Consider the following 25096-nt stretch of genomic DNA (forward strand, 5'->3'; position numbering starts at 1 on the left):
CTCACTTTTTATTTACTCAAGGAGGTATTCTTCTTTTTCGCTATGATTCCTTTTTTTCCTAGAAAATTTGTGCCTATTACTCCAAGAACAATCATAAGTGTACCGACAATATGATAGTAGGCAATTTGCTCGTGTAAGAATACAACGCCTGCGATAATGGTAATAAGTGTAGATAAGTTGCTAAAAACACTTATTTTGGCTGCTTCAATATAAGATAGCGAATAGTTTAATAATAATGCTGTCAGTAAGGAAGATAGTAATCCTAAATATAAAATGGAGATAAGGAATGTTCCATTCGTAAATGGCTTAAAGTATACAGTTATTGTACCTTTGTTCATATGGTCAATGATTGCGATGAAATTAAAACTAATAAAACCGATTGCTGTCATTGTGTATGTTAAATCCATCAGCTTGAATTTCTTTGTCATTTTTCGAGCTAATACATTGTAGCAAGCAGATGATAATGCCGATAATAAAATGAGAATAACACCGATAAAGCTCGTTTCATGAGCCCCTATACCATTCATAACAAATATATAAATGACACCTATGACAGAAATACATACTGATGTTTTTTGCCATGTATTCGTATATTCTTTTAAAAAATAGGAAGCTAGTATCATCGTAAATATAGGGATCGCTGCTTGTATAATTCCAGCTTCAGATGAACTTGTATATACTAAGCCAAATGCTTGGAAAGCAAAGAACAATGCTGGATAAAATATTGCGAGTGGTAAAAGTGTAAGTATGTTTTTAAATGATATATTTAACTTTACAAAACCGAAAATAACCGGAATGGTTGCTGCTATGAAGGCAACTGTAAAACGGTGAGCCAGAGTATCAAGAGGACTCGTAATGGTTAGTGCTAGTTTCACAAACATAAATGAAAACCCAATAATAAATGAATAGAGTAATGCTGATATATATGCTTTTGTTGTATTTGTCATAATTCCACCTCATAGTAGTTGATTTCTTACTGGCCAGTATACGTACATAGTAATCCTTCTGATCTAGTGCTACAATGTGAACAAATACAAACTGTACCGGTACAAAAAATAGGAGGTGTAATGATGTATAAATATTTACATGTTTTGAACGACTTAGAAAGCATGATTCAAAATGGTGAGATAAAAGAAGGAAAGAAATTACCGTCTATACGGTCGCTTGTTACACAATATGAATGTAATAAGGCGACTGTAATACGAGCGCTGCATGAATTGGAAAAGCGTCATATTATTTATTCTGTACCTCAAAGTGGATACTACGTTGTTAAGAAATCTGGAAGTTACGTAGAAAGTAACGAGATTATTGATTTCGCTTCTTCGGCCCCAGATCCAGATGTTTTTCCATACTTAGATTTTCAGCATTGCATTAATAAAGCGATTGATACCTATAAGAATGATTTGTTTATATACGGAACACCGAAAGGGTTACCATCTTTAATTTCGGTTGTGCAAAAACAGTTAGCAAACTATCAAGTTTTCACAAAGGAAGATAATATATTTATAACGTCAGGTGTGCAGCAGGCGCTTGCTATATTAACTTCAATACCATTTCCGAATGAAAACGAAACGATACTAATTGAGCAGCCAAGTTATCATTTATATATTGAATATGTAGAAATAAATAAGATCTCTGTGATCGGAATAAAGCGTACACATGAAGGGATAGATTTAAATGAACTAGAGAAGATATTCCGAACAGAAAAAATTAAATTCTTTTATACAATACCAAGGTTTCACCATCCACTTGGAACTTCGTATTCTAAAAAAGAGAGAGAAAAGATTATTCAACTTGCGAAGAAATATAATGTATTTATAGTGGAAGACGACTATTTAGCAGATTTAGAAACTGATTCAAAAGTAGATCCGTTTTACAGCCAAGATAATTGTAATCATGTTATATATTTAAAAAGTTATTCGAAGATCATCTTTCCAGGTTTACGAGTCGGTGTTGCAGTCATCCCACAATCTATTGCAGATGCCTTTTATAAGTATAAGAAGATATTAGATATCGATAGTCCTATGATTTCGCAAGCTGCTTTAGAAATTTACATAAAGAGCGGAATGTTTGATCGGCATAAACATAAAATAAAAGCAACTTACTACAATAGGTCAAAAAAACTAGCGGAAGTAGTAGAAGATGTTCAAAATGAAAACCCACGTTTGTTTACTTATAGATCTGTAGATTCAATTGGAATACACACGTGTTTACAGTTGAAAAGAAACATAGTTACGGATACACTTATTAAAAATTTAAGCAAGAGTCAACTAAGCATAGATTCTATTAATAAAAATTATTTAAGTAACTTTCATAAAGAGAGATTGTTAAAGTTAAATGTATCTAATGTAAAAGAAGAAAAGATTGAAGAAGGGATTGGCAAAGTAATTGAGGAAATAAAACGAATGAACCGTGTGGATTTTCAGTTTAAAAAAGAATAATGCTTATGAGGGGGCTTGCTTTGAATAGAATAGCCTTGTTTGTATGTACCGCTCTGGTTGAGTCACAATAATAATGTTTAATTACAAAAAAATCGTTCCATTCATGATATACCATTAAAAGGTCGTTTTCTTGAATAAAAATAAGAGAATGGGGTATTTGTAAGTAAATTAAAGGTAGTTCAGAAGATGTTATATCGTTTAGTAGGAGGAAGTATTACTCAACATGATGGAGGGAATCGATTATGAGCGATACACAAACATTACGAGGACTAACTACAGTTAGTTTTTGGACAGATGATCTAGCAGCTGCAAAAAAGTGGTACGCTGAGCTATTAGGAAGCGAACCATACTTTGAACGCCCAGGATATGCCGAATTTCGCATTGAAGACTACCAACATGAGCTAGGTTTAATCGATAGCCGTTATGCGCCAGTTGGTACAGTGACCGGTCCAGCTGGTGCTATCGTGTATTGGCATGTTGATGATGTAACAGCAACTTTCAATAAGCTGATGTCTATGGGAGCGAAAGAGTATGAGGCACCTACAGAGCGCGGCGTGGGATTCATCACCGCTTCCGTAGTTGATCCCTTCGGAAACATATTAGGCATTATGTACAATCAGCACTATTTAGATGTGCTGATTTCGAACAAAAAAGCTTGAACATCGCTGTTGCACTACAAGGTATAGGGTGCAATGCTAATCAAATTTAATTCATATTATTTTACCCCTTTCTTAAAAACAGAACGGGGTTATGCTTGTTTTAGGTTCGTAAACGTAAAGTAAATCCAAGATATATAATAAAAAATACTCGAGAGTAAGCTCTTAAATAACAGTTTACCTTCAGTTTCTATAATACAACCTAATAACTATTAATATATATAGTAGATATTTACTTTATAAAATAAGGGGGAATATTATGACTGAAACAAACGAATTTTCAGGAGTAAATTTAAAAAAAGATGTGAAGTTTTCTATTATAATCCCTGCACACAATGAAGAAAAGTACATTAAAAAATGTTTGGATTCAATTGCAAAGGCATCAGAGGCATATAAAGATCAAACTGAAGTCATAGTTGTTTTAAATCGCTGCACAGATAACACAGAAGAAATAGCAAAGTCTTATAACTGTATTACATTAAAAAATAACGATAAAAACTTATCCAAAATCCGAAATGCAGGGGCCAAAATAGCTAGTGGAGCAATAATCATTACTATAGATGCTGATACCCAAATGACAGAGTTTATGTTGTCTAATGTAGACAAATATTTAGCTTCAGGTAAATACATTGGTGGTGGGGTAACTGGGAAGTTTGAAAGGATGTCTTTAGGAATATTCGTTTCCGCAATGTTAATAATAATCCCCTTACTTTTTAAGTATGGAGCTATATCTGTAGGGATTTTTTGGTGCTATAGAAAAGACTTTATGGCAATCAACGGATTTAATGAAAACATGCTTATGGCCGAAGATGCAGATTTCGCTAAACGATTAAAAGAATGGGGAAAGCAAAATAATAAGAAATTCGGTACAATTAAAAATGGAATGATAACTTCATGCAGAAGATTTGATAAATATGGAGACTGGGCTTTACTTAAAAATCCAAACGTAATCTTAGCTTATCTAAAAGGAAAGGATAAAAAATACGCAGATAAAACATATTATGATAACCAAGAAAGGTAACTGTGAAGATTCCTAAACAAATCACCCTCAAATGAACTGGTGAATCAAGATAAATAACTGCAAGTTGAGTTTGTGGTAAATTTACTTTAAAATGTATTACTCTAACTAATTAAACTTGATCATAGCAACTAAGGAGAATCACATGAAACCATTACAAGGTAAAATAGCAGTTGTAGCCGGGGCAACAAGAGGTGCTGGAAGAGGTATTGCGATGATGCTTGGTGAAGCCGGTGCAACTGTATATGTAACAGGAAGAAGTACAAAAGGGAATTTATCCTGTATGGGAAGAACTGAAACGATTGAAGAAACGGCAGAGCTTGTTACAAAGCAAGGCGGAAAAGGAATCGCAGTTCGTGTTGATCATACGGTAGAAGAAGATATTAAAGCATTATTTACAAAGATTCAAGACGAACAAAATGGACAGCTTGATATTTTAGTAAACGATGTTTGGGGCGGCGATCCTTTAACAGAATGGGAGAAACCTATCTGGGAACACAACCTACATAACGGACTACTTATGCAACAAAGAGCTGTTCATTCTCATATAATGACAAGCCATTACGGTGTACCATTAATGGTGAAAAATAAAATGGGACTTGTTATTGAAATTACAGATGGAGTCGATTATCAATATCGAGGTAATTTGTACTATAGTTTAGCAAAAGTCTCAACAATTCATTTAGCAGAAGCTATGGCGAAAGATTTAGAACAACACAATATTACAGCTGTCGCAGTTAGTCCAGGATTCCTTCGTTCAGAAGCGATGTTAGATATATTTGGTGTAACAGAGGAGAATTGGCGAGAAGGAGCTAAACAAGACCCTCATTTTATCGCATCAGAAACTCCTTTCTTTGTTGGAAGAGCAGTAGCAGCTTTAGCAAGTGATCCAAATGTTCATGAAAAAACGGGACGAGCGTTAAGTTCATGGGAATTAGGAAGAGAGTATGGATTTACAGATATGGATGGAAGACGCCCAGATTGGGGGAAATATTTTGAGGAGAATGTTTTGAATCAAAATTAATGTTTTTAGAGCACTCAATAGCTGAGTGCTCTTGTTCTTTATACAATACGCAAATAATAAAGTCCTTTTAAAAATAAAATGGTTATTTAAAAAGCATTGGTACAAATGAAATACAGTCAAAAATAAAGTGACAAATCCAACTTACCCAAATACTTTTTGAATTTTTCCATATATAATTTAGTGCTAATCTAATTGGGATTATAGTTATTAATAACTGCATTGGCACAAAACCATAAGCTGGAATATGCCACAAAGCGAACAACAAACTACATATTAATGATGCCGTGCCAAATTTTAATCCTAATTTTTGTAATGCGATAATTATATTAGTGCAAATCAACTCTTCACCCATTAACATAAAGGGTACACGGAATAAAATCATAGAAATACTTATTACTTCAGCAACGGAATTTTTAGTTGCAGGTTCAAAAATGTAACTGAATATTAAGTTGGAAGCCATACCTACGATAATTGTTAAAGGCAAACCCCAAAGTAATGTCTTGAAATTAAAATGTTTAAATTGCTCTAATGATATTTTTCCTAAAAAATAGTATCCTATAATTCCACATAATACAAGATTCCATAAAGCTTCAAAAATCATCCTCAATACTTCAGGTATATTATCTCCTAACACTGCGAAAAGTTGATATACAATCCCGGAAATAATTAATAATCCCAAAGCCAAAAGGGATTTCGAATCAATTTTCTTCTCTGTTTCTATAATCTTTGTTTCCACAACTACCCCTTCTTTCTTATTATTTCATTGATTACGAATATATAATAGCACATTATTCTCCAAAATAATGGTAATTGAGACGATCATAATAATTTTATTTTTCCAAATCAGTAAGTCCAAGATTAGGAGATTCCTTGCAAGAATCATTTAGACCAAAACCTATTATTAATGTCGTGATTGAAATAAAGCAATTATTAAACAAAAATAATAATCGCCCATCAAATTTATGAGTAGGCGATTAATGTATTTCTAAGAACAAAATTAAACAACTTTATTATCTGTACACATATATCGCATAAAACATTTTTTAACTTCATTAAATATATAGGGAATCATTACCAAAAAATGATATCCTTAAAGTATAGTCTATATTTTGTATAGGAGGGTGATGGAGTCTATGGCGGTACGTATAGTCGATGATTTACAACAATTCTCTTTATTACTTATGTTTTTGAGTACATTAATATTTTACAGATACTTAAAGAAGATTAAACGAGAGAGAAAACTGACTTCTTTCGAATGGACAATGTATTTTGTCACTCAATTCGCGACTTCTATTTGGGCAATTACTTATTTTATTAAATTCTTGTCTGAATCGTAAGTTACATTAAACCATTTTAGTTTACTGGGTTATTGTTATCTATTAGGGATATAAATATAGTCCGTATCTAAGTCAATGACGACATCGGTCTTAATGTCTTCTTGTAATGATTTTGGAATGTTTTCAAAATGATAACGTACACAAAATAAATTTATAAGCTCCTCATTAGATAACTCTTCATTTTTTACGTTAAAATACATTTTTTTAACTTACTGATAGAACAGTTATGACCAATAACATACTCATTAATTCCATATCCATCAAATTCAATTATCATGTTATCACTATTGGTTGCTAGCCAACATTATAGCTTTAATTTTAGATGAATCTTTCATATTGATTATTGTACATAGCTTATATATGTCTCGTCTCAATTATGATATTCAAAATAAGAAGAAACACATATGGAAATTTTTGTGGCAGGTGCAACAGCACGTTCTTTAATACCAATGCTAATAAAAGAAGGTCATACTGTGTATGCAATGATTCGTAACGAATCACAAGTAGAAGCAATGAAGAAAGTTGATGCTTTACCATTACTAGCTGGGAGAGAGGTGCTTCAAAGAATAAGGCACGTAAAGTGAATGGATACTTTAAAATATCATAAAAATCCTTTAATGGGAATACTAGTAACATTCACTATTAAAGGATTGGGCTGTAATGAATATACTTTTTGAAAGCATTATTTTAATCCTCACTGGAATCATTGTTTTAAAATTGACAGGTAGTAAATCTGTTAGCCAAATGACGAGAGCTGAAATTATTATTGTGGTTTCTATAGGACGTATTATTGTAGAACCTATTTTAAGTAGGAAAGTAGGCCCATCTATTTTTGCTGCGTTTATTTTTGCGGGTGTTTTACTTATTATTCATTTTTTTGAATTGAAATCGCGAAAAGTAGAAAAGTTTCTAAATGGAAATAGCATTATTGTTATAGAAAACGGAGAAATCTTAAAAAAGAATTTATTACGCGCGAAAATGTCAGAACAACAATTATTTATGCATCTGAGAGAAAAAGGTATACATGAAATCAAGAATTTACAACAAGCAACTGTAGAAACGAATGGACGGATTGGGTATCAACTAACTACTAAGGCACAACCAGTTACTTTGGAAATGCTAGAAAAGCTTCTAGAGCAATGCAATCTGAAAAAATAGTTTTAGACTGTACATAAAGGCACTTTTCACAAACGTGTAAAAGTCCCTTCAGTAATCCTGAAGGGACTTTCGTGTTATCTAATTTACCGAGGGTGATGACGATCAATATTACGATTAACAACAACATTAAAGTTCATAAAAATAAACAGAATGAATAATTGACAAAAAATGAGAATAGTAGTAATCTAACGTAAAACATACGCTACCGTATTTTATTGGGGAGATAATATGCAATTAACGAGAGAAGACTGGATAAAAGTAGGATTACAACAATTAGCTAATGAAGGTATACATAAAGTTCGCATTGAAGCACTTGCTCGATTGCTAAAAATAAGCAAAGGAAGCTTCTATCACTATTTTCGTGACCATCAAGAGCTTTTAGATTCTATGCTCGACTTTTGGGAAGTACATGCAACAAAGCTGATTGTTCAAAGTATGGAGCAACAGGATGCCTCTTTAGAACAGCTATTACAGATTAGTTTTAATCGAGATAAAAAAATTGAGAATGGTATTTATGCTTGGGCTAAATACGATCCTGTTGTGGCAACACGTTTAGTAGATATAGAAGAACAAAGAATTTCTTGTGTTGCAAAATTGTATCAAAAAATGGGCGTAGACGAAACTGAATCAATTGATCGAGCGAGACTTGCCTATTTAACGTATGTAGGATGGATGACAAGGTTTGAAGCAAATCTTAATTTTGATATTGATAAAATGGTTGAGCTTTTAACTTCTTTCAGCGGATGTCCAAACATCCACTGAAAAAAGTAAAGCTTCCGGACGCAATTATGCTGAGGCATAATTGATTATTCGATAATAAATGTCCCTAATATGGTTATAAAACCTGAAGGGACAAAATTTTCACTATAACATACGTTAGTGTATGTTATCTTTGAAGTTACGAAATTGGGGGCGAATAAATGAAATTACTATTAATAGTAGTAGCTGTGGGGCTTCTGTGGTTTATCAGTTTTTTGCATATTTATTGGGCTTTTGGAGGTCGATGGGGTTCTGCTGCTGTTATCCCAGTAAAAGAGGGAGAACATAAGCCTGCTTTTACTCCGAGAATATGGGGAACATTATTCGTAGCCATTCTAATTCTATTAGCTAGTGTCATTATTGTTGTTCAAGTAGGTTATTTGCAGGGGTTCGAAGCAAATAGTTTATCTAAAATCGGAAGTATTGTCTGTGCTTTAGTTTTCATTGTTAGGGCAATTGGTGATTTTAAGTTTGTTGGATTTTTCAAAAAAATTAAACATTCTCAGTTTGCTAGATATGACACTTGGTTCTATAGTCCATTATGTTTATTCTTTGGTTTTGTCTATATCATGTTGTTGTTTTAATAAGTATAATGAATTCCCTATAAAATAAATTTTATGCAGGAAGAAAACACCTCTTATTGAACAAGTAGTAATAAAAAGAAGTTTGAACATAGCAATAGAGCAATACAGGTTCTGTTGACAGCGAAGTCCGCTATGATTAGTCATTTGTGTTTAAAAAGAGGATAGATAGGGCGAATTTATTCAAGCCCTTCTATCCTTTTAATTTTTATACATATAATGTATGACATTAGATAAGAATTCACTATTAATAATAGGTTCAGCTTATATCTTGACTTTTAATAAAATTTTAAAGTGTTGGTTTTTTATTGTGTGAATAAGAGGTTAGTTGTTGTTTTGGAGTTTAAATCATTGATTTAAACTTGGCAATTGTATCATGTAATCTTTCTAATCCAATCAACATATCTTTTTCATTTAACATTGAATAACTAATTCGCAAATGATTATATTGAGTTTCATGGTTTATCAGACAAGCTGTGCCGGGTAAAAAAGAAACATCAACTTCATTCGCTTTTTGTAATAATGTAAAAGGATCGATTGACTGAGGGAGTGTAACCCATAAGTTAAATCCTCCATTAGGTATTTCGAATTCTAATTCTTTTAATGGAGATAATATATCAATTGTTAAATCGCGTCTAATTTGTAAAGCAGTCCGTAATTTTTCTAAATGATTTTTCATTCGTTCCGCTCGTAAAAAAGGAAGTAGTGCTTTTTGTGTCAATAAGGGACTACCAATATCCATCGAAGCCTTCACGGCGTATAACCATTCAAAGATAGGACCTTCAGCTGCAAGTGCCGCGATGCGAAGACCTGGTGCTAACGTTTTACTAAACCCTTTTAAATATATAACATGACCATTTGTATCAAAGCTTTTTATTGGAGGGGGAATTTTAAAATCCTCAAAATATATCTCTCCGAAAGAATCATCCTCTAAAATGAAAAATTGATAAAGCTCTGCTAGTTCTACAAGTTCCATTCTTCTTTCTTTACTCATTACTGTGCCCGTTGGATTCTGAAAAGTAGGATTCACATATAACAAAACAGGATTCTTTCTTTGACAAATATCATCGATTAGATCTGAGCGAATGCCGTTGTTATCAAGACTAACAGGGATAATTTGAACTCCTTTATTAACAAATACATCAAGCGCCGCTCCATAACACGGACTTTCTACTAACACTATGTCTCCAGGCTTTAATAATGTTTGGGCGATTAAATCAATTCCTTGCTGGGCACCACTTGTAATTAATAATTGAGATGGATCTGTAACTACTTGTTGGTGTTCTTTTAAGTAGTTTGTTATTTCCACTCTAAGTTCTTTGTCACCTTGAACAGGTCCGTATGTTGCCAGTATCATTTGATCCTTATTAAGTAATTTGTGCATTTCATCTGAAAGAAACGGATTTGGTAATAAACGTGGATAAAGGACAGCCTGTGAAAAATCAAAATATTTACGATGTTGGTTCATTACATATTGAGAACGCATAACATTAATGGATTTCGTTTGTTGCCATTGATATGGAATTGGTTTGAAATCTTTGTTCACACGTTTATGTATATAGGCACCTTTTCCTTGTTCAATTCGTATATAACTTTTCGTTTCTAACTGTTTATAAGCTTTACGAACAGTTAATAAACTAATTTGCAAATCATCGGCCATAGAACGTAAAGAAGGGAGGTAATCGCCATGCGAAAGCATCCCGCTTTGAATTCTCTCAACAATTTGCATATATATTTGTTGGTAATATGGTATGTTGGATTCTTTACGTAGTACTATCTTCATAGAATCACCTGTTTTTCTTTTTAATTTAATTAAAGCGAAAAATAGTCTGACAATCAACTATATTTTTATTCAACTGTTATATGCTCGGATACACTGTTATACACCATATCCTCTATACTCATTTCAAGAGTAAAAAGGAGGAAGGAAAATGGTCATTTTAAATTATATTTTAGTATGTATTATTTTTGGAACGACATTTTTAACGATAAAAATTGGAATAGAAGCGGGGGCACCACCATTATTTTCAGCTGGAATTCGTTTCTTTTTGGCGGGCCTTATTCTCATTATTATTTTTAAATTAAAGCGAAAGGATATTATGCCTTACTTATTATCGAAACGTATTATATATGCTGGTTTTTGTTTAACATTTATGACATTCGCGACCCTTTACTGGGCTGAACAATATATTTCTTCTGGATTAGCTGCAGTTCTATCTGCAACAGCCCCAATGATGATTTTGCTATTACAATCAAGGCGAAACAAAACAAAACTGCAAAAAGAACAACTTGTTGCTTTAGTTATAGCACTTACAGGAGTTTTGTTTATATCTTTACCTGGCATGCATCAAGAACTTACTTTCATATGGAGTATTGCATGCCTTGTTATATTAGTAGGAGAGTTGTTTTATGGAATAGGTTCGATTCGTTCTAAAGAGATACTTTCAGATTTACCTAACGTATCACCATTTCTCATTAACGGCATTCAAATGTTTTATGGAGGAGTTTTGCTATTAATTGTATCTGTTGTAATGGAACAGCCGAATTTAGCTGTATTAACATCTTGGAATGTACAATGGCCAATTTTATATCTTATATTTGTAGGATCTATCGGTGGACACGGTTTATATTACTGGCTTTTATCAAAAACAAATCCAGTATTTCCATCGACTTGGTTGTATGTATCTCCGTTAATTGCTGTTATTGTAGGTTATTTTGTATTAGGAGAACCATTAAATCCTGCAATGGGAATTGGTGCTTGTTTAATCTTGATTGGTGTATTTTTAGCAAATCGTTCTACGCTGGGCGTTTATTTTAAGCAAGGGAAGTTATTGAAGAAAGAAATGTAAATAATACAAATGGAATCATTGGACTATTAAGTTAATAAAAGTTTATTACTTTATCAACTTAAAAAGCATGTTACTACTGACTTGTAACATGCTTTTTATTTTTACACATTAAGTTTAACATAATTTGCTTAGTAATTAACGAACGATGTACTTTACGAACAGTGTACGTTGTGTTATAAATAAAACAAGTAATTCAATAAAATATAAGGTGTGATAAATGATGGAAAGAAAAAATAAAGGAGAAAAACGTATTGCAATTATAGGTGCTGGACCAGGAGGTTTAACATTAGCTCGTATATTACAGAAACATGGTTTAAAATGTGTCGTATATGAAAGAGAAACATCACCATGGATTCGGCAACAAGGAGGTTCATTAGATATTCATCATGATTCCGGACAAGAGGCGCTTAAAGAAGCAGGATTGTTAGAACAATTTAATGAACTTGCTAGATATGAGGGAGAAGATTTTCGTTTATGTGATAAGAACGGGAAAATATATTTAGATGAAGTAGCGGATCCTAATTGCGGAGATCGTCCAGAAATTGATCGAGGCACTTTACGTGAGTTACTTTTAAATTCTGTTGATCCGCAATGTATACATTGGGGCTATAACTTAACAAAAGCCATTCCTGTAGAAAATGGTATACATGAACTTCATTTTGAAAATGGACATGTAGACACTGTTGATTTAGTGGTAGCAGCAGATGGTGCCTTCTCTCGAATTCGTCCACTTGTCACAAATTCTATACCGCAATATACTGGTATTAGCATGGTAGAATTGAATTTGAAAAATGTAACGAAAAATCATCCTCAGATGGCGAAATTTAATCGACGTGGCAAAGTATTTGCACTTGCGGAGCATAAAGGAATTCTTGCGCAATTAAATGGAGATGACAGTATTCGCGTGTATTTAAGTTTTAGAACAGATAAAAAATGGCTTGATAATTGTGGAATTCCATTTAAAAATTTAGAAGAAGCAAAACATCAACTTCTACAATATTTCGAAGACTGGGATGAAACACTTAAAAATTATATTAGATGTGCAGATGGTGCGATTTTTCCTAGACGAATTTATATGTTACCTGTTGGACTAACTTGGAAAAGTAAGCCTGGTGTTACTTTAATTGGTGATGCTGCACATTTAATGTCTCCATTTGCTGGAGAAGGTGTGAATCTAGCGATGCGTGATGCGGCAGAACTTGCATTATCTATTGTAAAACATGATAATTTGAACGAGGCAATTGAAAATTACGAAGAAAAAATGTACGATTATTCTTCTCAATCCGCTGAAGTGTCAAATGATAATCTTGAGATTTGTTTCTCGGAGGATGCTACTATGAAAATGTATAATCTTATGAATCAACTTCATGAGCAACAATAAAAATATATTTACTAAAGGAGAACTATGGAAGAGCAAACGAATACAATTACTAGTCGTCGTTCACGACCAGCAAAAGAACCGTTAAGTAAGGAAATCATTGTTAAGACTGCTTATGACCTATTAGAGTCTGAAGGTATTTCTGGCCTTAGTATGCGTAAAATTGCAAAAGTATTAGATACAGGTCCGTCTTCTTTATATGTATACGTAAAAAATGCTGATGAATTAAGAGCGTATGTATTAGATTATGGTCTAGGGAAAATTGAAATAACAGATGAGAAAAATGAACCATGGAAAAAAGAACTATTTACACTTGTACATTCATATTTTCGAATTTTATTCGACTCTTCTGGAATGGCAGAATTAGCTTTAATGACAATTCCAATTGGGCCAAATTCTTTAGCCCTTACTGAACAGATTTTGTGTCAATTACATGAAGGTGGAGTTAATGCAAGAGCATCAGCATGGGGAGTAGATATTTTACTGTTATATGCTGCTTCGGTCGCATATGAACAAACAGCTCGCAAAGAAAAAGGTACCACTCTTGACCCAATTCGTGCTTCGTATGAGGCTTTAGATACAGCAAGGTATCCAATGATTGTAAGTCTAAAAGAAAATATGTTATCTGGTGGAGAAGAACGATTCCGCTGGGGATTAGAAGTTGTTTTGCAAGGTATTTTACATACGCAATAATATAATTAGTTTAAAACAGAGAGCTAGTTGAGCGGCACTCTGTTTTTTTTGAAAGAAAAATATGATACCTGTGTCTACAAACTACATTGTTAATGAATTTCAATATCTCTTTTTATACGATAGTAATAGACAACTTACACAATATAACCAGAAGTTAAAGAATTGGTTGGAATCCCTATATATCAAAGGATAGATTTATTTTTAGGTGAAATTGATTATTTAGAAGCTAAAGTTTTTGGAATAAAAGGTGACAAAAGAATTGTTAGAAAGCAAGTAATAACATTAAAAGATTTTGTACCAGACTATTTAATTATAGATAAATTCATGCTGAGACTTTTTATAACCACCGAGGGATATATTGAAGGTGAGAGAAAGGAGCTACTTTTATGGTAATTAAAATAAAGATAAAAATATGAAGCGAGAAAATGAGGGTTTTATTTTTATAGAATAAAAAACACACTAGGTCTTTATATCCTAGTGTGTTTTTGTAATTAATTCACTTTTTTTATAAAACCTTTATAATGACGCTTCACAAGTTGACTTTCTAACGTCTTCATCGTTTCTAATGCAACACCTACGATGATTAGTAAACTTGTACCACCGATTTGAGCAGATGGTGGTAATGTAGCGATTTTTGTAAATACAAGTGGTAATATTGAAATTGCTCCTAAGAAAATCGCACCGATAAATGTTAAACGGTATAAAATTTTTGTTACATACTGTTCTGTAGATTTACCTGGGCGAATACCCGGGACATATCCGTTTTGCTTTTTCAAATTCTCAGCCATTTGTTCAGGATTTACTTGAATAAACGCGTAGAAATATGTGAAGGCAACGATAAGACCCACATATAGTGTCATTCCAAATGGATGTGCAAAATCAAGATTCGCAATTATCCATTTAGATACGCTTGAATCAGGGAAGAGCTGCGCAATTGTACGCGGCGTCATTAAAAAGGCTGAAGCAAAGATAACAGGAATTACACCTGCACTATTTACTTTAAGAGGTAAATGAGTATTTTTTGCTCCTTGATATTGATTGTTTCCTGAAACAGCTTTTGCATATTGAATCGGTATTTTTCGAACAGCTTGTTGAATGTAAATAACACCAACAACTATCGCTAAAATTACGAGTCCAATTAAAACCATTTTTATTATGTGCATAAATAACTGATCGCCTGCGTTTTGGAATTGTTGCAAATAAATTTGATTAGCGACATTCGGAATCGCCGCAACAAGTCCTGCGAAGATAATCATTGAGATTCCATTACCAACGCCATTAGCGGTAATTTGTTCACCTAACCAAAGTAAAAATGCAGTACCAGCAGTTAAAACTGTCGCAATAAATAAGTATGTAGTCCAGCTTTGATCTGTAATTAATTGTCCACCTGCTATATTATTAAAACCATAAGACATCCCAATGGATTGTATGAATGCGAGAATGATTGTAAAGTAGCGAGTAAATTGAGCTGATTTCTTACGGCCCATTTCTCCTTGCTTTGCCCATTCTGTAAATTTAGGTACAACGTCCATTTGTAGTAATTGTACAATGATAGAAGCTGTAATATATGGTGTGATACCTACAGCAAAGATTGAGAAGTGTTGCAGTGCTCCTCCGCCAAATACGTTCAGCATACCTAAAACGTTGGCTTGATCTTGTACTTTTAATACCTCTGCGTTAGTATGAGGAACTGGAATAAACGTGCCAATTCGAAAAACAATTAGCATCGCTAGTGTAAAAAGAATTTTGTTTCTTATCTCAGCTACTCTCATGAAATTTGAAATCGTACGAAACATTATGTCGCCTCCTATATTTTTATCAGTTCAAAACTGATTATTATATCCCGATGAAGTAACCACAAACCTCCTTCCGCATTAAATTCATTTGACAAATGGAATTTTATACATTTTGTAGTTTTCACGGATATAAAAATATAAGGTGTTATACAAGCGATTTATTAACTTTTCGTAATCATTCAATACCCATAATATAACTAATAAATTAACAAATGTACATACATAAGCATTAAAAATGAATGAATAGGTTGATTTTTTACATATATTTAATGCTAGATTGATAATTAGGAACGTTTTATGTAGTTGTATTGAAAGGATTCCGTTGAAAGTATTATGATGTAGCTGTAGCGCATAATAACCTCAAGGAAATCTTCAAGGATGTTGAGAGAACTCATACATTTCAGCATGAATTAGAGAACCTACTAAAGAAAGAAAAGATTAGATTGGAATAATAGTGAAGGAAAATCTTTTTTCCATAGAGAATATTTCTAGCGTAGGAATTTAAGTATGTAGGTTCTAGCGAAAGGAGAATTCACATGAATACATTTGTAAATGACAAGTTTTATGAAACTAGAAATCAATTATTTGAGGAAATTACTTTGTTAAGTGATGCTCAATTTAATAGGAAACCAGATAAGGATAAATGGAGTATAGCACAAGTTTGTCATCACTTAGTTTTATTAGATGAGAGAGTTATAACAGTTATTTCATCGGGATTAAAAAAGATGGATAGTATCTTAAATGAGCGTAAAGAAATTCACACTATTTTATTAGATAGATCGATAAAATTTATAGCCCCAGAAATGATTGAACCAAGTATAGAACCATTTGAAGTGCAGCAAATGGTTGATTTGTTAAACGACTCTAGAAAAGAATTGATGCGTTTCCTGAGTACAATAGAAGATGAATCTATATTAGCGAAAAAATCAGTGACGCATCCAGCTCTTGGAGAATTACTTCTTGATCAGTGGATAGAACTGATCTATTTGCATGAACAGCGTCATATAGAACAAATTAAAGAGATAAAATTGCTTTGTGGAGTTGAAAAGTAAAAATCATTATCTATTTATTGAGCGATTTGGGATAGCATCAAGGGTTCGAGTGATAAAATACAAGTCCTGATTAAAATTATGATGAATTTAGTTGAAAGCAACCAATAAGCAGAAAAAAATACGAAACTAGCAGATTTTACTCCTGAAGAGGAAACGAACATTTGAAAAAAATCTGAATCCGATTTGCTGTATAAGTGTAACCCCGTCTTAAATGAAGAGCGGGGTTATTATTTTTGGAAGTGATCTCAGTATTTTCATATAGAAGGAAAAAATTAGAAATAAAATCCGAAAATGAGTTGCATGTCCAAAATTTTGAAAGTACATATACATCTACCGTTGGTTTAGCGCCCTTCACACGTTGGAGGAAGAAGTATTTTATTAGAAAATGATAAAATACTATTCTGTTAGGGGATATATGCATTTTATTCTCTATATTTTCACAGCAAAACCAACTACAAAATTATCTTTTGTAGTTGAATTTCTCTGAATAATAAGTTACATTTTTAAAGTTCAAGCAACTTTATGACAGTACAAAAAGGGGAGAAATATTGTTATTATGCAAAAAATGAAATGGAAGAACTATGTATGCAATTTTATTATTCTTATGCTTCTTGTAACAGCAGTAACAGTCAAACCAGCTATTTCTAAGGCTGAGGAATCTAATGTTAATATTACATTGTTAGGTACTGCAGATATTCATGGTAGATTTATGCCTTGGGATTATGCGCTTGATGGAGCAAATATGAGTGGAAGTTTGACGCAGCTTTATACGGTTATAAAGAAGGTACGTCAAGAAAATCCAAATACCATATTAGTAGATGCCGGGGATACAATTCAAGGAAACTCAGTAGAATTATTCAACGATAAGCCACAATCGCCAATGATGGTAGCAATGAATACAATGGGATATGACGCCTGGGCATTTGGAAATCATGAATTCAACTTTGGATTAGATACATTGAAAAAAGTTAGTGAGCAATACAAGGGAAAGACGTTAGCAGGAAATATTTATAAGGAAAATGGAGAGCGTTTTCTTCCTGCATATACGATTGTTGAAAAAGGTGGAATTAAAGTCGGGATTATTGGTATGAATACACCAATGATTAGTGATTTTGAAAAAGGGACAGATCATTTGGATGGTTTAGTAGTGAAAAATCCAGTAGAAGAGACAAAAAAGGCTATTAAAGAATTAGAAGATAAAGTAGATGTAATGGTAGGGGTTATGCATATGGGACTAGAAAATGAGAATGGAATCCCAGGTACTGGTGTTCAAGATATTGCGAATGCTTGTCCGGAACTAAGCGCTATTTTTGCGGCTCATATGCATAAACTTGTAAAAAAAGAAGTTGTAAATGGCGTAATTATTACAGAACCAGATAAATACGGAACGCATATTTCACGTATTGACCTTACTTTTACAAAGCAAGATGGGAAGCTTGTTTTAAAAGATAAAACAGCTACCGCTATACCTGTAAAAAATGCTGATGGAACTACAGTATTATCTGATTCTACACTTGAAGAAACACTAACACCTTTTCATGAGTATGCGAGAGGAGATGCAAATGTTGTAGTCGCCCAATTAAAGGGTAGAAACCTTGTTCCTGAAAATGAAATAAAGGGTATTCCAAGTGTGCAGATTCAAGAGACACCTTTATCAGATTTCTTTCATGAAGTCATGCTCCATTACAGTAAGGCGGATGTAGTAGCCCATCAAATTGATAATGATTATGCCCGTTTGGATATAGGTCCTATAAAGAAGAAAGATATTGCTTATAATTATCAATATGCTTTGGGAGAAATTACAGTATATAAGATAACTGGAAAAGATTTAAAAGACTATATGGAATGGGCAGCAGGATATTTTAACTCATCTCGTGCCGGAGATGTAACAGTTAGCTTTGATAAAAATCGTCGTGCGTCTAAATACAGTACGAACGATTTCTTTGGAGGCGTAAAATACGAAATTGACTTAACAAAACCATATGGTAGTAGAATTACAAATTTACGCTCTATTCGTACAAATAAACCAATCAAAATGAGCGATGTTATGACGCTAGGAATGAATGCGTATAGAATGGAGGCTCTTCAGGCAAAAGGGGGAGCTTTAGAGGGACGTAAATTTGAACAAACTTGGTCATCTAAACAAGAGAATGCATTCGGAGAAACAGGTGGAACCATTCGTAACCTTGCTATTACATATTTAAAAGAGGTAAAGAACGGTGTATACACGCCAAAAGTTATGCATAATTGGAAAATTACTGGTGTAGATACACATTCTTCAGAGCATAAGGCTGTAGTTGATCTTGTAAATAAAGGGATTTTAGAAATCCCAAAAACAGAAGATGGAAAATATACAAATATAGCATCTATAAATACTAAAGATTCAATTACAAAAGAAGAGATTGTAGCACTCTCACAAAAAGCTAATATTAATCCAAATCAGTTTAATCATGTAAAAAGAAAAGGTGAATTTTACAAAAAACTTAGTAAGATAATTAAATAAATATAAAAAAGATGGCTCTCGTGCAAAAAACTATTAAACTTGGACATACCATTATCCTAAAAAAGTTTGTGATCGGTATGGAAATATAGAGAATCATCGGTAAAAAATCCCCTGAATCGCTTTAAAAATTTAGGGGATTTTTCATTTGAATAATTATTGTTTCATTTCTCACTATGTATATTTATAATATGCTTTAAAAGAACATACCTTAAGTTAATAACATGCAATAGATATGTCCTTTTCTATATTTAAATGGGGAGACAAAAATATCTTTGAAAGATATTTTTGACAAGATAAAAAAGCCTGAAACTCATATAAGACTTCAGCAGTCTCAAAACGTTACAATCCATGCAGCTATAGACATAAATAACAAAATTATATTGAAAAATCTAACTTGTATATGCGTTGCCTCACTAAAGTATTTATCTACTATTCTTAAAATAGTAAAGAGTGGTTTTTTATGTTGTTAATAAGATATAAGTGTACTTTGATTAGAATGAATATAGATAATTAACGACTAACCAATTGGATGAGCACCTAAAAGGGCTCATTTTTTATTTTATCGACCACATATATGTAATTTTGCATAATATTACATAAATTTTGTATTTTCTCTTTTTTTCGACATAAATAGACAGTATACTTTGTACAAGCTTTCTATTTCAAAAATTATACGAGGTGAAAAAATGAAAAACACAAAGACATTAACTAAAGTAGCATTAACAACAGGATTAGCTTTAACAGCTGTGGCACCATACGGAATAGGTCATGCAGAGGAAACAGATCAACTTCAAGTTCAAATTCAGGAGGACTCATTCCGTTCAGGTGAACTTACACAACCGTCACAAAAAACACCAGAGAATGTAGTAAAAGATGCTCTTAAGGAGAAAGCTGAACAAGCTCTTTCTCCAAATCAAGTCAATGGAGAAACAGGAGTAGATTATAAAGTTCTTCAAAAACGTGGTTCGTATGATGGAACAACACTTGTGCGTATGCAGCAAACATACGAAGGAAAAGAAGTATATGGCCATCAATTAACTGCACACGTAGATAATAACGGTGTTATTAAAAGTGTTTCAGGCGATAGCGCGCAAAATTTAAAACAAGAAGAATTGAAAAAGCCTATTAATCTATCAAAAGATGAAGCGAAACAATATATTTATACGAAATACGGGAACGATATCAAGTTTATTTCTGAGCCAGAAGTTAAGGAAGTTATTTTTGTTGATGAAAATAATGGACAAGCTAGCAATGCATATCAAGTTACATTTGAAGCGGCAACACCAAACTATGTTTCTGGAACTTATTTAGTAAATGCACAAAATGGTGATATGTTAAAAAATATGGTACAAGAATCTAACTTAAAAGCAAGTGAAAAACTAGTTGGAGCTTTAAAGGAAAGTAAAAAAAGTAGTCTTACATCATTAACTGGAACAGGAAAAGATGATTTAGGTATATCTCGTTCATTTGGTATTTCTAAACAAAGTAATGGTAAATATGCACTTGCTGATTATACAAGAGGGCAAGGAATTGAAACATATGATGTGAATTACAGAGATATTACTAAAGAAGAAAGCTATTATCCTGGTACACTAGCAACCAGCACTTCAACAACATTTAACGATCCAAAAGCAGTAAGTGCTCATTATTTAGCAACAAAGGTATTTGATTTTTATAAAGATAAATATAAGCGTAATAGTTTTGATAATAAGGGACAAAAGGTAGTTTCAGTTGTACATGCTTGGGATTCTGAAGATACGAACGATCCGAAAAATTGGCAAAATGCATTAAGTGCTAATAATGGAAGTATGCTTGTATATGGCGATCCTATTGTCAAGGCATATGACGTAGCTGGACATGAATTTACACATGCTGTTACTTCTAGCGAATCTAATCTTGAATATTACGGTGAATCTGGTGCGATTAATGAAGCGCTATCTGATATTATGGGAACATCTATTGAGAAATACGTAAATAATGGAAGCTTTAACTGGACAATGGGAGAACAAACTGGATCTGTTTTCCGTGATATGGAAAACCCAGCTTCTGTTCCATCTTCACTTGGAGTACCTTATCCAGATGATTACAGTGAATTTAACGATTTTAATGGATGGGATCAAGGCGGCGTTCATTTTAATTCAAGTATTATTAATAAAGTTGCGTATCTCATTGCAAAAGGCGGAATTCATAACGGAGTAACTGTTAAAGGAATTGGTGAAGATAAAATGTTTGATATTTTCTATTATGCAAATACAGATGAATTAAACATGACATCTAATTTCAAAGAATTGAAATCAGCATGTATTCGAGTGGCAACTAATAAATATGGGGCGAATACAGCTGAAGTTCAAGCAGTGCAAAAAGCATTTGATGCAGCAAAAATTAAGTAAGTTAGAAATATAGTTTTCATTCATATATTAATACATTATGAAAATCAGCTAATGTCATTTTAAGGATATTAGCTGATTTTTTACGTAGCAATGTATTAGTGAAAATAAAATTACTAAGCAATAATCAGGCATCTATCTTCAATAAGTTACGACAAATATATAAGATTTCAAGGATGTAAAAACAGAAAATTAATAATATATTGACCTTTTAATAGTAAGTGCTATAAAATGAAAGCGATAACAAACGATTGCTTTAAAATGATTTCCCTGATCTTTTAGTATTTACAAATATAATAAGGAATAAACAAATCTATTTTTTTGAGTTTTAATGCAAACGTTTTCGTAAGGGTTGTTTCCATCTTATATTTGATTTTCGTATAAAAGATCATTGAAATACATACGTAAAAATAGCCAATATGGAGGTGAAGTAAAAGAGATTCCTAGATTAATTTAAACCGTGTTTCGTAGTATGAGCATAATAAATTGTTCGTAATATTTAAAGAAAGGGTGTATGGGGTGCAAATTACAAAAAAATTAATTAACAAATCGTTTTTATTACTTACCATAATCGTTATGTTATCATCTGTTTTCTCTTTTCAGAGTGTGAAGGCAGTTTCAAATTCGAAAACAACTGAAGTTATCATTCATTACAAAGAGAAATCTGGAAATACAAAAGACTGGAATCTTTGGGTATGGGGAGAAAATGCAAACGGTAAATCTTATGAATTTACTGGTGAAGATGAATTTGGAAAATACGCTAAGATAAAAATAGATGGTGACTATAATCGTGTAGGGTTTATAGTTCGTACCAATGAATGGGAAAAAGATGGAGGTGATCACTGGGTTGAAAATATAAGGGATGGTCGTGCTGAAGTATGGATCCTTTCGGGTGATGAAAAAGTATATGATTCTAAGCCTTCTTCGGATCTCTCAATTCAAAAAGCTACTATTGATAGTTTTAATGAAATTACTGTAACGACTAATGTTCCGTTTAATAGTAAGGAACAGAAAATTGAAATTGAAGGCGTTAAAATTAAGGGAATTAGTCCTTATGATAAAAATAGTGGAGATATTACTAATAAGGTTAAAATAATTACGGAACAGAAAATTGATTTAAAACAAACATACAAAGTTAAAATAGCAAACTTAGCTGATGCGAATACTGAAATCGGTAAAGTCATTCGTAGCGAGGAATTTGATAATTTATTTTATTATGGTGGTAATGATTTAGGGAATATATATACTCCGCAACATACAAAGTTCCGTTTATGGGCTCCTACTGCGAGTGAAGCGAAGTTAGTTACATATAAAAAATGGAGCGATAAAATAGGTACTGAAATAAACATGAAACAAGGTGAAAAGGGAACTTGGAAAGCAGAACTTAAAGGGAACCAAAAAGGTCTCTTTTATACGTATAAGGTGAAAATTGGGGATAAGTGGACTGAAGCGGTTGATCCGTATGTGCGTGCTGCTTCTGTAAATGGAGATAAAGGTGCAGTTGTTGATTTAGAAGAAACAAATCCGAAAAAATGGAAAGCAAACAAAAAACCGAAATTTAAAAATCCGGAAGATGCTATTATTTATGAATTGCATGTACGCGATCTTTCCATCCAACCTGAAAGTGGTATTAAGCAAAAAGGAAAATATTTAGGTGTAACAGAAAAAGGAACAAAAGGGCCTGAAGGTGTAAAAACAGGACTTGATCATATGAAAGATCTTGGTGTTACTCACGTTCAGTTTTTACCGATATTTGATTATGCTTCAGTAAATGAAGAGAATTTAAATGAACCACAATATAACTGGGGATATGACCCGAAAAATTTCAACGTCCCAGAGGGCTCCTATTCTACAAATCCTTTTGAGCCAACTGTTCGAATAACTGAATTAAAGCAAATGATTCAAACATTGCATGATAATAATCTTCGTGTTGTGATGGACGTAGTATATAACCATATGTATAATGCCGCTGAATCAAATTTTCATAAGTTAGTTCCAGGTTACTATTATCGTTACAATGAAGACGGAACATTAGCAAATGGAACTGGAGTAGGGAATGATACCGCTTCAGAACGAAAGATGATGAGAAAATTTATGGTAGATTCCGTCACATACTGGGCAAAAGAATACAATTTAGATGGGTTCCGTTTTGATTTAATGGGTATTCATGATTATGAAACGATGAATGAGATACGTAAAGCTGTTAATCAAATTGATCCTTCTATTATTCTGCATGGAGAAGGCTGGGATTTAAATACACCTCTTGCAGCTGAATTGAAAGCAAATCAAAAAAATGCGGAGAAAATGAAAGGGATTGCTCATTTTAACGATAATATTCGTGATGGATTGAAAGGTAGTGTATTTGAGGAGAAAGAAAATGGTTTTGTAAATGGAAAGCAAAACATGGAAGACCGTATTAAAAAAGGCATTACAGCCGGTATTGACTATGATACAAATTCGTCTACTTATCAAGATCCGGAGCAGGTGCTAACTTATGTGGAAGCACATGACAATCATACTTTATGGGATAAACTTGAGTTGACTAATTCAGGTGACAGTGAAGAAATGCGAAAACAAATGCATAAATTATCTTCTTCTATTTTATTAACATCACAAGGTATTCCATTCTTACATGCAGGACAAGAGTTTATGCGCACAAAATATGGTGATCATAATAGTTACAAATCTCCTGATTCTATTAACCAGATGGATTGGTTACGCCGTGCAGCATTTAATAATGAAGTAGAGTATATGAAGGGCTTAATAGATTTACGAAAAAAATACCCAGCTTTTCGTATGACTTCTGCAGAGCAAATTAAAAAGTATGTAGCTTTTATCGATGTTCCCAAAAATGTTGTAGCTTATACAATAGATGGAAAGGGAAGTGGGAATAAAAGCGAATACTTTATGGTGGCTCACAATGCAAATAGGGAAGCCGTTGACATAACACTTCCATCGAAAGGTCCATGGAAAGTGCTAGTAAACGAGAATCAGGCGGGAAGTAAAACACTTTACGTTGTCCATGACAATAAAATTAAAGTTCCTGCATTAAGTTCACTAGTTTTAAAAACAGAGAAACCGATTAAATAAAAGCAAATAATGTGAAAGTATATACTGAATTGAGCAAATTGAATAGGGATTGCAAATGAAAAAAGCGAAGTGAAGGTTGTTTTCACTTCGCTTTTAAAGTTAATGTAGTATAATTTCACATACTGTAATTATATTACAATTTAATAACGGAAATAGACAAGAGATTATTGCTATTGTAACAGTAGGGGAGGAGGTATCTTTGTATTTATTTATAAAATTATCTGAAATACATTCTTAATTTATATAATTTTTAATATACATTCGAACATCTAACGAGCTAGATGTTCGAGTTATATTAATTCCTACAAATCGTTCGAAAAATAACAAAGGCGTAAAAGTATATGGAATTAAAATAGAGAAAAGACACCTAAAAT

At 32.8% G+C, this 25096-nt stretch carries 20 protein-coding genes and 2 pseudogenes; 17 read left to right on the forward strand and 5 right to left on the reverse strand.

What is annotated here, in order from left to right; all coding sequences use genetic code 11:
* Positions 1-8: 8 nt before the first annotated feature.
* Positions 9-947: a DMT family transporter gene (locus MKX37_RS12515; protein WP_000185903.1), complete on the reverse strand. Its 939-nt coding sequence runs from the start codon at positions 945-947 to the stop codon at positions 9-11.
* Between the two features lie 123 nt (positions 948-1070).
* Here MKX37_RS12515 and MKX37_RS12520 point away from each other — a divergent pair, with 123 nt between their 5' ends.
* The 4 genes from MKX37_RS12520 to MKX37_RS12535 all read left to right on the forward strand — a co-directional run bounded on the left by MKX37_RS12520 (position 1071) and on the right by MKX37_RS12535 (position 5139).
* Positions 1071-2441, forward strand: coding sequence for an aminotransferase-like domain-containing protein (locus MKX37_RS12520; protein WP_078422389.1), 1371 nt, complete (start codon positions 1071-1073; stop codon positions 2439-2441).
* Positions 2442-2683: 242 nt separating this feature from the next.
* Complete coding sequence (locus MKX37_RS12525; RefSeq protein ID WP_078206965.1) at positions 2684-3100, forward strand: VOC family protein; 417 nt, start codon at positions 2684-2686, stop codon at positions 3098-3100.
* Positions 3101-3356: 256 nt separating this feature from the next.
* Positions 3357-4118: a glycosyltransferase gene (locus MKX37_RS12530; RefSeq protein ID WP_078422388.1), complete on the forward strand. Its 762-nt coding sequence runs from the start codon at positions 3357-3359 to the stop codon at positions 4116-4118.
* A 142-nt stretch (positions 4119-4260) separates the two neighbouring features.
* On the forward strand, positions 4261-5139 hold the full coding sequence (locus MKX37_RS12535) for an SDR family oxidoreductase (RefSeq protein WP_078422387.1): 879 nt from the start codon (positions 4261-4263) through the stop codon (positions 5137-5139).
* 82 nt (positions 5140-5221) lie between these two features.
* Here MKX37_RS12535 and MKX37_RS12540 read toward each other — a convergent pair whose 3' ends face one another.
* Positions 5222-5875 (reverse strand): CPBP family intramembrane glutamic endopeptidase, encoded by a 654-nt coding sequence (locus MKX37_RS12540; RefSeq protein WP_033729412.1) that lies wholly within the window; start codon positions 5873-5875, stop codon positions 5222-5224.
* 397 nt (positions 5876-6272) lie between these two features.
* Between MKX37_RS12540 and MKX37_RS12545 the strand changes: the two genes are divergently transcribed.
* Positions 6273-6476 (forward strand): hypothetical protein, encoded by a 204-nt coding sequence (locus MKX37_RS12545; protein WP_000290880.1) that lies wholly within the window; start codon positions 6273-6275, stop codon positions 6474-6476.
* A gap of 35 nt (positions 6477-6511) precedes the next feature.
* Here the strand turns inward: MKX37_RS12545 and MKX37_RS12550 are convergent.
* Positions 6512-6753 (reverse strand): annotated as a pseudogene (locus tag MKX37_RS12550) (hypothetical protein).
* A 127-nt stretch (positions 6754-6880) separates the two neighbouring features.
* Between MKX37_RS12550 and MKX37_RS12555 the strand changes: the two are divergent.
* The 4 genes and pseudogenes from MKX37_RS12555 (at position 6881) to MKX37_RS12570 (ending at position 8977) form a co-directional block, all read left to right on the forward strand.
* Positions 6881-7153 (forward strand): annotated as a pseudogene (locus MKX37_RS12555) (hypothetical protein).
* A complete protein-coding gene (locus tag MKX37_RS12560) occupies positions 7137-7634 on the forward strand; it encodes a DUF421 domain-containing protein (protein ID WP_002085380.1) in 498 nt (165 codons plus the stop codon). Before MKX37_RS12555 ends, MKX37_RS12560 begins: the two are co-directional and overlap by 17 nt.
* Positions 7635-7862: 228 nt before the next feature.
* Entirely contained in the window at positions 7863-8396 is a 534-nt protein-coding gene (locus MKX37_RS12565) for a TetR/AcrR family transcriptional regulator (protein WP_002013313.1), read from the forward strand.
* 158 nt (positions 8397-8554) lie between these two features.
* Positions 8555-8977: a DUF3995 domain-containing protein gene (locus MKX37_RS12570; protein ID WP_002136501.1), complete on the forward strand. Its 423-nt coding sequence runs from the start codon at positions 8555-8557 to the stop codon at positions 8975-8977.
* Positions 8978-9317: 340 nt separating this feature from the next.
* Here the strand turns inward: MKX37_RS12570 and pdxR are convergent, their stop codons facing one another.
* On the reverse strand, positions 9318-10757 hold the full coding sequence (pdxR, locus tag MKX37_RS12575; protein ID WP_016127035.1) for a MocR-like pyridoxine biosynthesis transcription factor PdxR: 1440 nt from the start codon (positions 10755-10757) through the stop codon (positions 9318-9320).
* 148 nt (positions 10758-10905) lie between these two features.
* Between pdxR and MKX37_RS12580 the strand changes: the two genes are divergently transcribed.
* The 4 genes from MKX37_RS12580 (at position 10906) to MKX37_RS12595 (ending at position 14287) form a co-directional block, all read left to right on the forward strand.
* On the forward strand, positions 10906-11823 hold the full coding sequence (locus MKX37_RS12580; RefSeq protein WP_016101934.1) for a DMT family transporter: 918 nt from the start codon (positions 10906-10908) through the stop codon (positions 11821-11823).
* Positions 11824-12040: 217 nt separating this feature from the next.
* On the forward strand, positions 12041-13204 hold the full coding sequence (locus tag MKX37_RS12585; protein ID WP_016101933.1) for an FAD-dependent oxidoreductase: 1164 nt from the start codon (positions 12041-12043) through the stop codon (positions 13202-13204).
* Positions 13205-13228: 24 nt separating this feature from the next.
* The gene (locus MKX37_RS12590; protein ID WP_016127036.1) at positions 13229-13894 is read left to right on the forward strand and encodes a TetR/AcrR family transcriptional regulator; all 666 of its coding nucleotides are present in this window, start codon (positions 13229-13231) and stop codon (positions 13892-13894) included.
* Positions 13895-14056: 162 nt separating this feature from the next.
* Positions 14057-14287, forward strand: coding sequence for a hypothetical protein (locus MKX37_RS12595; RefSeq protein ID WP_016101932.1), 231 nt, complete (start codon positions 14057-14059; stop codon positions 14285-14287).
* Positions 14288-14385: 98 nt separating this feature from the next.
* On the opposite strand, the gene secY is transcribed toward MKX37_RS12595, so the two are convergent.
* Positions 14386-15690: a preprotein translocase subunit SecY gene (secY, locus tag MKX37_RS12600; RefSeq protein ID WP_002069884.1), complete on the reverse strand. Its 1305-nt coding sequence runs from the start codon at positions 15688-15690 to the stop codon at positions 14386-14388.
* Between the two features lie 536 nt (positions 15691-16226).
* Between secY and MKX37_RS12605 the strand changes: the two genes are divergently transcribed.
* From MKX37_RS12605 to pulA, 4 genes are all read left to right on the forward strand, one after another.
* Positions 16227-16742: a DinB family protein gene (locus MKX37_RS12605; RefSeq protein WP_001091627.1), complete on the forward strand. Its 516-nt coding sequence runs from the start codon at positions 16227-16229 to the stop codon at positions 16740-16742.
* A 556-nt stretch (positions 16743-17298) separates the two neighbouring features.
* Positions 17299-19245, forward strand: a complete 1947-nt coding sequence (locus tag MKX37_RS12610) for a bifunctional metallophosphatase/5'-nucleotidase (protein ID WP_016127038.1) — start codon at positions 17299-17301, stop codon at positions 19243-19245.
* Between the two features lie 686 nt (positions 19246-19931).
* Positions 19932-21635 carry a M4 family metallopeptidase gene (locus MKX37_RS12615; protein WP_078422386.1) on the forward strand — a complete coding sequence of 568 codons (1704 nt, stop codon included), beginning with the start codon at positions 19932-19934 and terminating at the stop codon, positions 21633-21635.
* 516 nt (positions 21636-22151) lie between these two features.
* Positions 22152-24722: a type I pullulanase gene (gene pulA / locus MKX37_RS12620; RefSeq protein ID WP_078422385.1), complete on the forward strand. Its 2571-nt coding sequence runs from the start codon at positions 22152-22154 to the stop codon at positions 24720-24722.
* The last annotated feature ends 374 nt before the right edge of the window (positions 24723-25096 follow it).

The organism is Bacillus sp. FSL R5-0709, assembly GCF_038004785.1.
GTDB classification, from domain to species: domain Bacteria; phylum Bacillota; class Bacilli; order Bacillales; family Bacillaceae_G; genus Bacillus_A; species Bacillus_A mycoides.

Excerpts from the sequence above, each read along its gene's own strand:
- MKX37_RS12515 (WP_000185903.1), bottom strand. The coding sequence starts at position 947 with ATGACAAATACAACAAAAGCATATATATCAGCATTACTCTATTCATTT.
- MKX37_RS12520 (WP_078422389.1), top strand. The coding sequence starts at position 1,071 with ATGTATAAATATTTACATGTTTTGAACGACTTAGAAAGCATGATTCAA.
- MKX37_RS12525 (WP_078206965.1), top strand. The coding sequence starts at position 2,684 with ATGAGCGATACACAAACATTACGAGGACTAACTACAGTTAGTTTTTGG.
- MKX37_RS12530 (WP_078422388.1), top strand. The coding sequence starts at position 3,357 with ATGACTGAAACAAACGAATTTTCAGGAGTAAATTTAAAAAAAGATGTG.
- MKX37_RS12535 (WP_078422387.1), top strand. The coding sequence starts at position 4,261 with ATGAAACCATTACAAGGTAAAATAGCAGTTGTAGCCGGGGCAACAAGA.
- MKX37_RS12545 (WP_000290880.1), top strand. The coding sequence starts at position 6,273 with ATGGCGGTACGTATAGTCGATGATTTACAACAATTCTCTTTATTACTT.
- MKX37_RS12560 (WP_002085380.1), top strand. The coding sequence starts at position 7,137 with ATGAATATACTTTTTGAAAGCATTATTTTAATCCTCACTGGAATCATT.
- MKX37_RS12565 (WP_002013313.1), top strand. The coding sequence starts at position 7,863 with ATGCAATTAACGAGAGAAGACTGGATAAAAGTAGGATTACAACAATTA.
- MKX37_RS12570 (WP_002136501.1), top strand. The coding sequence starts at position 8,555 with ATGAAATTACTATTAATAGTAGTAGCTGTGGGGCTTCTGTGGTTTATC.
- pdxR (WP_016127035.1), bottom strand. The coding sequence starts at position 10,757 with ATGAAGATAGTACTACGTAAAGAATCCAACATACCATATTACCAACAA.
- MKX37_RS12580 (WP_016101934.1), top strand. The coding sequence starts at position 10,906 with ATGGTCATTTTAAATTATATTTTAGTATGTATTATTTTTGGAACGACA.
- MKX37_RS12585 (WP_016101933.1), top strand. The coding sequence starts at position 12,041 with ATGATGGAAAGAAAAAATAAAGGAGAAAAACGTATTGCAATTATAGGT.
- MKX37_RS12590 (WP_016127036.1), top strand. The coding sequence starts at position 13,229 with ATGGAAGAGCAAACGAATACAATTACTAGTCGTCGTTCACGACCAGCA.
- secY (WP_002069884.1), bottom strand. The coding sequence starts at position 15,690 with ATGTTTCGTACGATTTCAAATTTCATGAGAGTAGCTGAGATAAGAAAC.
- MKX37_RS12605 (WP_001091627.1), top strand. The coding sequence starts at position 16,227 with ATGAATACATTTGTAAATGACAAGTTTTATGAAACTAGAAATCAATTA.
- MKX37_RS12610 (WP_016127038.1), top strand. The coding sequence starts at position 17,299 with ATGCAAAAAATGAAATGGAAGAACTATGTATGCAATTTTATTATTCTT.
- MKX37_RS12615 (WP_078422386.1), top strand. The coding sequence starts at position 19,932 with ATGAAAAACACAAAGACATTAACTAAAGTAGCATTAACAACAGGATTA.